General features: G+C 70.0%; 10 protein-coding genes. 3 read left to right on the top strand and 7 right to left on the bottom strand.

The features are described from left to right. Positions 1–13: 13 nt before the first annotated feature. On the bottom strand, positions 14–418 hold the full coding sequence (locus O7601_RS23350; protein WP_281563227.1) for a DUF2267 domain-containing protein: 405 nt from the start codon (positions 416–418) through the stop codon (positions 14–16). A 165-nt stretch (positions 419–583) separates the two neighbouring features. Between O7601_RS23350 and O7601_RS23345 the strand changes: the two genes are divergently transcribed. From O7601_RS23345 to O7601_RS23335, 3 genes are all read left to right on the top strand, one after another. Continuing rightward, the gene (locus O7601_RS23345) at positions 584–1,453 is read left to right on the top strand and encodes an AraC family transcriptional regulator (RefSeq protein WP_281563226.1); all 870 of its coding nucleotides are present in this window, start codon (positions 584–586) and stop codon (positions 1,451–1,453) included. Positions 1,454–1,573: 120 nt separating this feature from the next. After that, the gene (locus O7601_RS23340; RefSeq protein ID WP_281563225.1) at positions 1,574–3,631 is read left to right on the top strand and encodes an alpha-glucuronidase; all 2,058 of its coding nucleotides are present in this window, start codon (positions 1,574–1,576) and stop codon (positions 3,629–3,631) included. A gap of 117 nt (positions 3,632–3,748) precedes the next feature. After that, the gene (locus O7601_RS23335; protein WP_281563224.1) at positions 3,749–4,339 is read left to right on the top strand and encodes a TIGR03086 family metal-binding protein; all 591 of its coding nucleotides are present in this window, start codon (positions 3,749–3,751) and stop codon (positions 4,337–4,339) included. A gap of 44 nt (positions 4,340–4,383) precedes the next feature. Here the strand turns inward: O7601_RS23335 and O7601_RS23330 are convergent, their stop codons facing one another. From O7601_RS23330 to O7601_RS23305, 6 genes are all read right to left on the bottom strand, one after another. Beyond that, complete coding sequence (locus O7601_RS23330) at positions 4,384–4,842, bottom strand: N-acetyltransferase (RefSeq protein ID WP_281563223.1); 459 nt, start codon at positions 4,840–4,842, stop codon at positions 4,384–4,386. Positions 4,843–4,932: 90 nt separating this feature from the next. Then, positions 4,933–6,270, bottom strand: a complete 1,338-nt coding sequence (locus tag O7601_RS23325; RefSeq protein WP_281563222.1) for a phytase — start codon at positions 6,268–6,270, stop codon at positions 4,933–4,935. Positions 6,271–6,569: 299 nt separating this feature from the next. Next, positions 6,570–8,618, bottom strand: coding sequence for a beta-galactosidase (locus tag O7601_RS23320; protein WP_281563221.1), 2,049 nt, complete (start codon positions 8,616–8,618; stop codon positions 6,570–6,572). Beyond that, positions 8,615–9,298, bottom strand: coding sequence for a DUF624 domain-containing protein (locus O7601_RS23315; protein ID WP_281563220.1), 684 nt, complete (start codon positions 9,296–9,298; stop codon positions 8,615–8,617). Before O7601_RS23315 ends, O7601_RS23320 begins: the two co-directional genes overlap by 4 nt. Beyond that, entirely contained in the window at positions 9,295–10,815 is a 1,521-nt protein-coding gene (locus O7601_RS23310; protein WP_281563219.1) for a xylan 1,4-beta-xylosidase, read from the bottom strand. Before O7601_RS23310 ends, O7601_RS23315 begins: the two co-directional genes overlap by 4 nt. Before the next feature lie 70 nt (positions 10,816–10,885). Further along, positions 10,886–12,523, bottom strand: a complete 1,638-nt coding sequence (locus tag O7601_RS23305) for an extracellular solute-binding protein (protein ID WP_281563218.1) — start codon at positions 12,521–12,523, stop codon at positions 10,886–10,888. Positions 12,524–12,549 lie beyond the last annotated feature (26 nt).

The raw sequence follows: 12,549 nt of genomic DNA, 5'->3' as shown, positions 1-12,549 counted from the left end.
TCCGGCGCTGCGGTCAGCCCCGGTCGAGGTCTGCGTCGTACTGCGGTGCCGGGTTCGCCACCTGCCAGAACTCGGCGGGCAGGAACGCGATGACATCGTCGTACTGACCGGCTTCGACGGCCTCGCGAATGGTGTCGAGTACCGCCCGGATGCCGGCCGCCGCCAGATCGGGGTCGACGTCCGCCCGCCCACCGACCCGCTGCACGAACACGTCCAGGCCGAAGCGCTCGGCATCCTCATGTGGGCCGAATGCGTATGCCCGCAGCCCTTCCGGCAGGTGACCGGCGAGGTCGCGTGCCTCGCCGCCGTCGATCCGCTCCGCCAGGGTGGTCAGCGTGGCTCGGGCGATGGCTGTCGCCTGCTCGGCCGAGGCCCCGGTGCGGTTCGCCACGGAGTCGATGAACTGCTCGTCGTCCACCTCGCCGTACCCCTTTCGCCGCGGGTCCGGCGTCTACCCGCCCACCGCCCTCCCAAACGAACCCGTCCCGTGCCGCCACCTGCTCGCCGCATGATCGGATCGGGCCAGGACGATCGGGCGCCACGAGGGGCGCGCGGGTCAACCTTGACGGCGAAAGGGGGCCTCATGATCTCGGCACTCAACCGGCTCGTCGACCTCGTCGAGGAGCGCCTCACCGAGGAACTCGACGTCACCTGGGCGGCCCGGGCGCTCGGCACGACCGAGTATCACCTGCGCCGGATGTTCTCCTCGCTGGCCGGCATGCCGCTGTCGGAGTACGTGCGTCGGCGGCGGATGACCGTCGCCGCCGCCGACGTCGTCCGGGGCGAGGACGACCTGCTCAACATCGCGGTGCGGTACGGGTACGGCTCCACGGAGGCGTTCGGACGTGCGTTCCGGGCCGTGCACGGCGTCGGCCCCGGTGAGGTACGCCGCGACGGCGGCCCCCTGCGTAGCCAACCACAACTCAGGTTCCGCCTGACCGTCGAAGGGAGCGTCCCCGTGGACACCCGCATCGTCGACCGACCCGCGTTCCGGCTCATCGGACACGCCACCCGGGTTCCGCTCATCCACCACGGTGTCAACCCGCACATCCAGCGGCACGTCACCGCGCTGCCGGCCGAGGAGCACCAGCGGTTGAAGGAGCTCAGCGACACCGAGCCGGGCGGTCTGCTCCAGGTCACCGACGGCGTCGACCCGGACGCCGTCGAGGGTACCGAGCTGACCTACCTGCACGGGGTCGCCGTGGCCCGGGACACCCGGGTCTCCGGCGACCTCGACAGCATCGAGGCGCCGGCCGGTACGTGGGCGGTCTTCCGCGCCGCCGGACCGTACCCGCAGACGCTGCAACAGACCTGGGCCGCGACCGCGTCGGAATGGTTCCCGTCGAATCCGTGGCGGCTGCGGCCGGGGCCGTCGATCGTCGCGGTCCTCGACCGCGCGGCCGATTTCAGCACCGCCACCTGTGAGCTGTGGCTGCCCGTCGAACCAAGCTGACGAAGGTACGGCTCGACATCCTGGTGACCGGCGGGCGCACCCCCGTGCGGCGGGCCCGCCGGTGACCGGGACTTCCGGAAGTATCTTGACGTATTTGGTGAGATCGTTACGATCTGCGCAATGACCGGCCCTGCCCCGACCGATGTCCACCCCGCCTGGTTGCCGGCTGAGGCGTTCCGCGCGATCGGCTCCCGGCACTGCCTCGTACTCGGCGCCGGAAGGCTCGTCGAGACGGTGTTCGCCGAGGTCGAGCGGGCCTGCGCCGAACACGGCGGCAGTGTCCGACGTACGGCCGAGGGGCCGCCGCCGAGCCTGGTGCTCGCCCTGGTCACGGCCGCTGGCGACGGCGGCCCCGCCGAGCTCGACGCCGCTCTGGCCGACCTGAGGGCGGCCGACGGTGGGCCACTCGGCGGGGAAGGCTACGCCCTGGCCCGGCACGGCGAGGTCACGGTGCTGCTCGCCGACCAGCCGGCCGGGCTGCTCTACGGGCTGTTCCATTTGATCCGCCTCGGCGAATCGGCCTTCGGCCCACCGTGCGCGGCACAACCGCACCGTCCCGCGATGCGCCGTCGCATGCTCGATCACTGGGACAACGTCGACGTGCACCCGGTGATGGGTCAGGTCGAGCGCGGCTACGCCGGCGGATCGATCTTCTGGCAGGCCGGCCGCCCCCGGCGGGACCGCGGCCGGGTCCGGGGGTATGCGCGACTGCTGGCCGCCTGTGGGATCAACGCGGTGGCGGTGAACAACGTGAACGTCCACGCCACCGAGGCACGGCTGCTCACCGAGCGGCTCGACGACGTCGCCGAGATCGCCGACGAGTTCCGTCCGTACGGCATCCGAGTGCATCTGTCGGTCACCTTCGCCGCGCCAGTCGTCCTCGCCGGCCTGCCCACCGCGGATCCTTTCGACGACGCGGTGCGGGCCTGGTGGGCCGAGACCACGGCAGCGGTGTACGCCCGCATCCCCGACTTCGGCGGCTACGTGGTCAAGGCGGACTCGGAGGGACAACCGGGCCCGTTCAGCTACGGCCGTGACCACGCCGACGGAGCGAACCTGCTCGCCGAGGCGTTGGCCCCGCACGGCGGCGTGGTGCACTGGCGGGCCTTCGTCTACAACCACCGGCAGGACTGGCGGGACCGCTCCACCGACCGGGCCCGGGCCGCCTTCGACCACTTCGCCCCGCTCGACGGCCGCTTCCGCGACAACGTCATCGTCCAGGTCAAGCACGGCCCGATGGATTTCCAGACCCGCGAACCCGTCTCCCCGGTGATCACGGCGATGCCCGGCACCCGGTTGGCGGTGGAGTTCCAGGTGACGCAGGAGTACACCGGCCAGCAGCGGCACGTGTGCTACCTGGCTCCCTGGTGGAGCGAGGTCTTGCGGTTCGGCTGGGGCGACGACGGACGCACCGTCGCCGCGGTGGCCGCCGACGGAGGCGGTCTGGTCGCCGTCTCCAACGTGGGTGACGATCCGTTCTGGACCGGGCACCCGCTGGCCCAGGCCAACCTGTACGCCTTTGGCCGGCTGGCCTGGGATCCGCGGCTGCGACCGGCGGAGGTGCTCGACGAATGGATCGAGCTGACCTTCCACCCGGACACCAGCGCCGATCCGGACCTGCTCCGCCGCACCCTGCACGAGATCATGGACGACTCGTGGCGCAGCTACGAGCGCTACACCGCACCGCTGGGCGTGGGATTCATGGTGCGGCCGGGCCTGCACTACGGCCCGGACGTCGACGGATACGAGTACAGCCGGTGGGGCACCTACCATTTCGCCGACCGTGACGGCGTGGGCGTGGACCGTACCCGGGCCACCGGCACCGGCTTCACCGGCCAGTACCCCCGACCCTGGTCCCGGGTGTACGAATCCCCGGAGACCTGCCCCGACGAGCTGCTGCTCTTCTTTCACCACGTGCCGTACGAGCACGTGCTGCACAGCGGTCGCACCGTCATCCAGCACATCTACGACACCCACTTCGCCGGGGTGGTCGAGGTGGAGGCGGCCTGCCTGCGGTGGAAGTCACTCGCCGGGTTGGTGGACGCCGCGGTGCACGCCCGGGTGACCGAGCGGCTCGACGAGCAGTTGCGCTGCGCGCGGGAGTGGCGCGACCAGGTGAACGCCTACTTCCACCGCAAGTCCGGCGTACCCGACGCGCACGACCGGCCCCTGCACTGAGCCGGCTTGCGGTGCCGGCCGGACCACGCCGCGCCGGGCACCTCCTGACCGGCCGTCGGCCTGTTCTGTCAGTCCCGCCGCGTAGCGTGCGGCGAAGTTCGCGACGAAGGAGCAGAGATGATCGACAGTGACGGCAGTCCGGATCTCGAGCCAGCAGCCCGCGCGCTGAAGGCGCTGCTGCCCGGGGTCACCGACGTCCAGCTCTCCGACCCCACGCCATGTGCCGGCTGGACGGTCGGCGACCTGCTCGACCATCTCATGGGACTGACGCTCGCGTTCCGGACGGCTGCCGAGAAGGGACCGGATCCCGCACCGAACGGGCCGGGCGAGCCCTCAGCCGACAAGCTCGACCCGCGGTGGCGCACGTTACTGCCGGGGCGGCTCGACGAGTTGGTCGCCGCCTGGCGCGAGCCGGCGGCCTGGGCGGGCGAGACCGCGGTCGGGGGAGCCGCGCTGCCAGCCGAGATCATGGGCATCGTCGCGCTTGACGAGCTGGTAGTGCACGGATGGGATCTCGCTCGCGCGACCGGTCAGCCGTACGACATCGACGACCGGACCCTCGCTACGGTCCACCGTCTGGTGTCCGAACAGGCCAGCAGCGACGGCACCCCCGGCCTGTTCGGACCGATGATCGCCCAGCCCGCCGACGCTCCGCTGCTCGACCGGGTCCTCGGGCTCACCGGCCGTAACCGCGACTGGAGGCCGTAGGACGCTCCCGAATCTTCGCCGGCCTGCGACGGGAAGCCACGTCGTCAGCGGCCGCACCGGTCCAGGCGTTCCCAGGGCCAGTCGGTGGCGATCCAGTCCGCGACGGCGCTGGCGAGCGGCACGTCCAGGTCTGCCCGGTCGGCCCGCACCCAGGACTGGACGGTCACGTCGTACTCCGTGGAGGCCGACGGGTAGAGGTAGACGCAGCCGATGACGTCGTCGGCACCCGGGTCGAGGACGGTGAAGGTGAACCCGGTGCCTCTGGTGAAGTCGTCGGCGTGACGGCGTAGATCGGAGAGGTTCTTCTCCACCGACATACCGCTGGGCGGTGGCCAGTCGCCGTCCGGGTATCCAGGCGTGGCACGGATGTGTTCGATGCTCGACATCCAGGCGGCGTGATCCGCCACGTTGTGCTGCGGGCCCAGCGGTTCGAGGCGGAACCGTTCGGCGACCAGCGATGTCGGCGGGGTGAAGCCGGCTGGTACGAAAGCGTCCGAGGTCATGGGTCGGGACGCTACTGCTCTCGCCGGTCGGCACGCACCCGGTTCCTGCCGGTGTGCTGCTGCGAGGGGGCCGGGCCGGCTCAGGGAGTGTCAACGTAGGCGAGGGTCGTTTCCGGCCCGGGTGTCCACGGCCAGCGACAGTGCCCGCGCGACATCGCCCCAGGAGACGTACGAGAAGTTGGTGGCGTCGCGCTCGTCGTCCACGTCGGGTCCGGTCTCGGGCTCGTCGTGGGTGACGAGCAGACCCTGCCGGTACGTGCCGACGGGGCGGTTGGTCACGGCCAGGCCGTCGGAGCCGTTGATGTCGTCGACGCCACCGACGCCGGTGACCCGGAAGCTCCCCACCGCCCGGTTCGTGCCTCGGCGTTGGTAGACCGCGAACGAGTCGTCGCCCTGGCTGGACACGATGAGATACCCGGTGGAGCCACGCCCGTAGTAGATGTCGACACCTTCGGCATCCGCCGCGAGTAGATTTCCGCCATAGCCCTTCGCATTCGGGTCGATCGGCCGGCACTCCTCGGTCTCGCTGTCGTAGACATCGTGGATGCCGAAGTCGGTGACCCGGTCGATGAGCGTGGGTCGGCTCCGTGGCCCGAGCGGCAGTTGCAGCCGCCACAGGCCGACGTCCTCCTGCGCGGCGTAGAGCACACCCGATGCCTGGTCCACCACGACACCTTCGAGCTGTGGCAGTACGCCTGGCTCCTCGCAGGGCACCCAGGTCGTGGCGTCCGGCAGCCGGAAGTGGCTCGGCATCGCACGTCGCCGGATGTCCGTGTAGCCGAGCTTGCCACCGATGGCCGCGATGCGGACGGTGGCGATGGTCGTCGTGCCCTCCTGGGTGACGACGGCGTACGTCTCGCCGGAGCGTGGCTGCCAGACGGCGAGGCCGTAGGCGGTCTGCTCCTGCTCGACCGCCGCCCGGTCGGGGTTGAACAGGAAGCTCTGGTCCGCTGCGGTGACCTCCGTCAGCGGGGTACGTGCTGCCGCGCCCGCCGGGTCGATGGCGAAGAACCGGAGTTGGTCGTTGTAGCGGTCCGAGACGACGGCGACGTCGACCCGGCGACCGGCCAGGCGCAGGCCGTAGGCGATATCGACGTTGTTGTAGCGGCCCGCGACAGCGTCGCTTCGTGGTGCCTTCGTGGCGGGCAACGACTGAAGCTCACGAGAGCCCATGTCGTAGACGCGGAGGCCGCCCTCCTTGGCGGTCACGATCACCACGGATTTCCGGGAGTCCGCCGGATGGACCCAGATCGCGGGATCGTCACCGGAGGCGTTCCCACCCGCCTCATCGTCGTACAACACGGGGGTTTCGTTGTTGGTGGTCACTACCGGCGGCTGGACGCTGGCGGCAGCGGTCACCTGCACCGGGGCGAGCAGCGCAGCGGCGACGACGCCTACCGTCACCGCGGCGCTCAATGTCTGCGTCATGTGCCGGACCCTGCGGCACGGAGATTGCCGCTGATCCGGCCGGCGGGTTGCGGGAAGTCGAAATTATCGACACGTTCGGACATCGGTGGTTGGCGCCGGCGTCACCCGGGGACGAGTTCCCGACCACCGGCCAGCTCGAAAAGGTGCGCGGAAACCTCCGCACCCTCACCACCGAGACCGAGTGAGCGCGTCGGCGGCTGATGTGCACCATGGATCGCACGCTGAGGATGGCTCGGAGGCCGGCAGGGGAGGTTGTCGATCGACGCCGGGCCGCTGCGCCCGGATCGGCCGGAGCGCGGTCAGGAAGAGGTACCGGACCTGTCGGCTTCGCGGAGCACGAGAACGTCGGCCGGGTCGAGCCGCAGCGGATCACCCACCTCGACCCGAGCGCCGGTGAGCAGGTCCACGCCGGACACGGTGGCGGGCACCTCTACGGCATCGGTGCCGTGGTTGAGCAGGAACAGCAACCGGGTGCCGTCGCCGGTGACGCGTGCCGCCGTCTCCAGGCCCGGCACGCCCGGGTAGCGACCGGCCAGGCCGTGCCGGTCCAGCACCTGCCGCACCACCCACGAGACGCCGCGCTGGTCCAGCGCGGTGCCGACGTACCATCCGTGCCCTGCGCCGTAGGTGTTGCGGGTGACCGCCGGGGTGCCGGCGTACCAGTCGGCGCGATAGCTGCCCACCACGTCGGCGCCCTGGGGGATGATCAGCTCGAACACCAGCCGGGAGTCGACCTCCAGCTCCCCGGCCCCGGTGCCGAGCCGGACCGGGTTGACCACCTCCGCGCCCCGGGCGTCCCACTCGTCGACCCGTACCCCCGTCAGTGGTGCCAGCGGACCCGGCACGTCCGCCAGGAACGCGTTGCCGTCGACGTCCACCCGGCCGGACAGGAACGTGGTCAGCACCGAACCGCCCCCTTGTGCCACCTGCGCCAACCGCTCAGCCAGGTCATCGGAGACCTGGTGCAGCGCCGGGGCGACGACCACGGCGTAGCTGGACAGGTCGGCGGTGACCGCGAGCACGTCGACGTCCACTCCGGCGTCCCACAACGCCTGGTAGTAGGCGAGCACCACCTGCTGGTAGCGGACCAGTCGGGACGGTCCGTCGGACATCTCCAGCGCCCACCAGCTGTCCCAGTCGAACAGCAGCGCCACCCGCGCCGGGGTACGCGCGCCCAGCGTGGCGTCGCCGAGCCGACGCAACTCGGCACCCAGCTTGGCTACCTCCCGGAAGACCCGGGTGTCGGCGCGGCCGGCATGGCCGATGACTGCGCCGTGGTACTTCTCGCACGCTCCACGCGACGCTCGCAGCTGGAAGAAGAGCACCGCGTCCGCGCCGTGCGCCACCGCCTGCCAGCTCCACAGCCGCATCACTCCGGGCGGCTTGAGCGGGTTGACGTCGCGGCAGGCCGTCATGCTGGGCGTCTGCTCCATCAGCCAGAACGCCTGGCCATCCTTGAGGCCGCGGATCAGGTCGTGGCTGAGTGCCATCCAGGCCGGCGAGCTGCCCTCCGGCGGGTAGTTGTCCCAGGAGGCGAAGTCAAGGTCCGCGGCCCAGCGGTGGTAGTCGATCGGTCGGTACATGCCCATGAAGTTGGTGGTCACCGGCAGGTCGCTGGACTCGCGGATGGCGGCCTTCTCGTCGCGGAAGTTGGCCAGCATCGCCTCGGACATGAAGCGCCGGTAGTCCAGGGTGATGCCCTGGAAGGCGGTGTGGTCCGGCCCACGCCAGTGCTCGGTCAGTGCCGACGGCGCCTCGATCTCGTCCCAGTCGGTGAAGGTGTGCGACCAGAACGTGGTGTACCAGGCCGCGTTCAACGCGGCCAGGGTGCCGTAGCGCTCCCGTAGCCACCGGCGGAAGCCGTCGGTGCAGAGGTCGCAGTAGCAGGCGCCGCCGTACTCGTTGCCCACGTGCCAGGCCACCACCGCCGGGTTGTCGGCGTACCGGCGGGCCACCCGGCGCGCCAGTTCCGTCGAGAGTCGACGGAACACCGGCGAGCTGGGGCAGGAGTTGTGCCGCTGGCCGAACCGGTGCCGGCGTCCCTCGAAGTCGACCCGGGTCACCTCCGGATGGGCTCGGGCCAACCATGCCGGATGCGCACCGGTGCCGGTGGCCATGCAGATCATCCGGCCGCCTGCGGCGGCCCGGTCCACGATCCGGTCCAGCAGGCCGAAGTCGTACCTGTCGGGGGTCGGCTGGGTCGACGCCCAGTCGAAGACGCCGAGGGTGACGGTGTCGATCCCGGCCAGGGCGAACAACCGGTCGTCGTCGTCCCACACGGCCTCGGGCCACTGCTCGGGGTTGTAGTCGCCGCCGAACGGCACCTTGGGCGTGGTGGGCAGACTCACCCGACGAACTCCTTCCTGATGACGTCGGTCATCGGTGCGCTGCCATGGACCAGCGCCAGCGCCAGCACCGAGCCGAGAGCGGCGAGCGCCGCCTCCGAGGCGACCATGGTGAGCGCGGTCGCCGCCACCAGCAGCAACACCGTGCCGACCGTGACCACCGGGGTACGCAGCACGAAATACCCGGCCAGCCGGAACACGTCCCGCAGCCGGAACGTGAACAGCGACGTGATCACCAACGCGTTGACCCCGACCACCGACACCCCGGCACCGACCAGCATCAGCGGCACCGCCCACCAGCCGGGCACCCCCGCCGCCGGCAGGTTCACCAGATTGACCGCGATGACGGTAAGCCACACCAGCGCCGGCACCCAGACCAGCAGCGAACCGGTCAGGTTGGCCCGGTATCCGCGCCAGAACAGCCGCCACGGGTGCAGCTCGGTCAGGTCGAGACGCTGCCGGTGCAGGGCGTACAGCGCGGCGGAGAAGGCCGGGCCGAGCGGTACCGCACAGAGCGCGACCAGTGGCAGGTTGCTGATGTGCCGCTCCAGCGCGAAGAGCGCCACCAGGCCGGGTGCTGCGCAGACCAGCAGCAGCAACTCCACCACCAGCAGGGTGTAGATCAGCGCTGCCCCTCGGGACAGCGGACCGGCGCCGAACTCCCGACGGGTGGCGGTGCTCACGACGGCTCACCGCCCAGCAGTCGCCGCTCGTCCCACCAGGGCGGAGTTTCGTCGGTAACCGGGCTCACCTCGGCCAGGGTCACCTCGTGCCGGGTCAGGTGCAGATCCAGTTCGACGCGACCGGCAAGCACCGGCAGCGAGCCGTGCCGCCGGGCCGGCTCGGCGGCCTGTCGCAGGACGTCCAGCTGGCGGGCGGTGGGGGAGGGCGGTCGGCCCAGCTCACCCCAGGCCCGCCAGGCGTTGCCGTGCTCCTCGCTGACCGAGGAGCGTAGCAGGAACGCGCTGCGGGCGGCCGCATCGGCGATGGGCAGCGACAGGCGTACGGTGTGGCCGTCCACCGGTCCGCCGCCGGTGACGTCGACCGGCGCCCAGGCCAGCACCGCGATGCGGCCGGTGTCGTCGCGGGTGACCAGGTGGTCCGCCCCACGGGCGAGGATCTGCGTACCCAGGCGGTTCATGAAGGCGTACAGGTGGAACGTGGGTTTGCGGATCTGCCGGTGGGTGAGCAGCCCGAAGCCGCCGTGGAACAGCGTGGTCGGGATGCCCACCTCCTCGAACACGTCGCTGAAGGTCCAGTACGCGAAGGAGTCGACCAGGTCGCCCCCGCCGGCCAGCACCGGGGCTAGGTAGGCGGCGTGGAAGGCGGTGTCGTGGATGGGGTTGTCCGGCCGGTAGGAGCTGTTGAACTCGGTGATGTGCACCGGCAGGTCGGCCAGCGCGGTGTCGGCGAGCAGTTGACGGGGGCTGGCGAACTGTTCGAGCAGCCGCTGCGCCGGCGTCAGGGTCTGGTGGACGCCGAACGGCACGTGCTGGGCCGGGCCGGAGGTGTAGGCGTGCCGGCTGACGAAGTCGATCGGGACCGAACGGTCGGTGACGAACTCGGCGAACCGGGGCAGCCATCCGTCGTCGGCGCCGGGGGAGAGCGCCGGGCCGCCGACCTGGAGGTCGGCGTCGACGTCCTTCACCGCGTGCGCGGTCACCTCGTAGAGCCGGTGGTAGGCGTCGGCGTCGGCGTCCTGCCAGAACTCCTTCAGGTCGGGCTCATTCCACACCTCGATCGGCCAGCCACGCACCTCGTCCAGGCCGTACCGGTCGACGAGGTGACCGACGGTTGCCCGGACCAGGTCGGCCCATTCGGTGTGCGACCGGGGTGGGGTGACGTTGCCGCGCCACCAGAAGACGGTCTGCTCGCCGCTGGCCAGCCCGGAGGGCATGAAACCCAGCTCCACGAACGGCCGGATGCCCAGTTTGAGGTAGGCGTCGACGACCTGGTCGAGGTAGCCGAAGGCGTGCCGAACCTGACGTCGGCCCCGGTGTTCGTACGGCCGGTGCACCCCGACGCCGTCGCTGAGCAGGCCGTGCCCGCGGATGTACCGGAAGCCGATCTCTCGTTGCACCAGGGCCAACGAGTCCTGGTAGTCGCGCCTCAGGGCCAGGTCGAACCGGCCGGTGCCGACGGCGAGTCGCCACGCGTCGTTCAGCCGGCCGACGGGTTGCTCCGCAACGGTGATCCGCATCGTCGTTCCTGTGCTCGGGGTGGAGGGTGCCCGGTCCGGTCGCGCCGACACGACCGGACCGGACAGGCTGCTAGTTCTTCTCCTGGAAGCGCTTGTGCGCCTCGTTGACCATCGTCAGGTAGGCGTCCATGTTCTTGCTCTTCAGCTCCGCCACGTACGCGTCCCACTCGGCGAAGTCACGCTGCCCGAGCACGAACTGAAGCGTGGCCTGGTAGACGTGGTCCTTGAGCGGGGTCTCCCAGAGCGACACCTGCTCGCGCTCCTCGTCGTTGAGCGGGTACGGCGGCGGTGGCGACTTCGGTGCCCGCGCGTTCATCACCTGCTGGAACTCCTGCTCCTCAGGGGAGAAGAACGCCTGCACCAGCTCGGGCTTGCCGCCGTAGGCGAAGACACCGTTGTAGAAGCCGAAGTCCTTCTGCAGGTGCTTCGGCGCACCAGGGTTCAGACCGACGACGTTGACCTCCGGCGCGAGCGTGGGCTTACCGGAGGCGTCCTTGACGAAGGTGGTGCCCTCGACGCCCCACTTGGCGAACTCCTGGCCCGCGTCCGAATACCACAGCCAGTCGACGAACTGCATCATGGCCACGAAGTTCTTGCTGTCGCGCGCCTTGGAGGAGATCATCATGCCGTTCTCCAGTCGGCTGGCCGGGTTGATCTCGCCGGCGGGGCCGATCGGCAGCGGGATCTTGGTGATCTTCGCCTTCGGGTTGGTGGCGGCCAGGTCGGGGCGGTAGTCGTTCACCACGGCCTGGGCGTTGGCGCTGATCACGAAGGACTTGCTGTTGGCGAGCTTCTGCCGGGCCAGGTCGTCGGTCTGGGTGAAGCTCTCCGGATCGAGCAGCTTCTCCGACACCAGCTTGTTGAGGTACTGCAACATCTGCTTGTACTGGTCGGTGGCGCCGGTGTACTCGAACTGCTGTGCCTGGGCGTTCCAGCTCATGTGCTGGAAGTTCCAACCCGCGCCCTCCAGGCCGTACGACACGGCCAGCAGGTTGAGCAGGTTGCCGGCCGGGTTGGGCTGGCTCCACCGGTCGGAGAACGGGTACACGTCCGGGTACGCCGCCTTCATCGCCTTGAGCATCGTGTAGACCTCGTCCCAGGTCTTCGGGACCTCGAGGTTCAGCTCTTCGAGGATGTCGGTGCGGACCGCCAGCGAGTAGTCGTGCCAGGGCTTCTCGTGCAGGCCCGGCAGCAGGTAGAACTTGCCGTCCTGCTGGCGCAGCGTGTCGATCTCAGGCTTGAGGTTCCACTTCTCGATCTTGTCCTTGAGGTTCGGCATCAGATCGAGGTGGTCGCTGACCGGCAGGATCGCCCCCGAGGAGACGTACGCGTGCACGTCCGGCGGATAGGTCTTCGGGATCAGCAGCGGGGCGTCGCCGGCACCGATGAGCAAACTGCGCTTCTGGTTGTAGTCGCTCAGCGGCACGGCGACCTTCTCGAGGCTGACGTTCGTCCGGGACTTCAACTCCGTCCAGAACAGCCAGTCCTCCTTAAGTGGATAGTTCGGGTGGTTGTTGTAGAGGACGGAGAAGGACAGCGGTTCGGTGGCCTTGAACTGGGTACCGACGGCGTAGTTCTCCATCGCGCCGGCCCGGTTCTCCGACAGGTCCTCGCTGTCGGACGAGTCGTCGCCACAGGCGGTGACGCTGCCGAGGGCTAGCAGCACGGCGGCAGCCGCCGCCGCGTGACGCCACGATCTGCGGAACATGGCGGGATCCTTTCAACTCGGTGGTG

The sequence above is a fragment of the Verrucosispora sp. WMMD573 genome (assembly GCF_027497175.1).
In the GTDB taxonomy this organism is placed as follows: domain Bacteria; phylum Actinomycetota; class Actinomycetes; order Mycobacteriales; family Micromonosporaceae; genus Micromonospora.
The sequence above is the reverse complement of the archived record's forward strand: the minus strand, read 5'-3'. Positions and strand labels throughout refer to the sequence as shown.

What these genes read in the sequence shown, in the direction of transcription:
- O7601_RS23340 (WP_281563225.1), top strand. Translation starts at nt 1,574, where the DNA reads ATGACCGGCCCTGCCCCGACCGATGTCCACCCCGCCTGGTTGCCGGCT.
- O7601_RS23325 (WP_281563222.1), bottom strand. Translation starts at nt 6,270, where the DNA reads ATGACGCAGACATTGAGCGCCGCGGTGACGGTAGGCGTCGTCGCCGCT.
- O7601_RS23345 (WP_281563226.1), top strand. Translation starts at nt 584, where the DNA reads ATGATCTCGGCACTCAACCGGCTCGTCGACCTCGTCGAGGAGCGCCTC.
- O7601_RS23335 (WP_281563224.1), top strand. Translation starts at nt 3,749, where the DNA reads ATGATCGACAGTGACGGCAGTCCGGATCTCGAGCCAGCAGCCCGCGCG.
- O7601_RS23330 (WP_281563223.1), bottom strand. Translation starts at nt 4,842, where the DNA reads ATGACCTCGGACGCTTTCGTACCAGCCGGCTTCACCCCGCCGACATCG.
- O7601_RS23305 (WP_281563218.1), bottom strand. Translation starts at nt 12,523, where the DNA reads ATGTTCCGCAGATCGTGGCGTCACGCGGCGGCGGCTGCCGCCGTGCTG.
- O7601_RS23310 (WP_281563219.1), bottom strand. Translation starts at nt 10,815, where the DNA reads ATGCGGATCACCGTTGCGGAGCAACCCGTCGGCCGGCTGAACGACGCG.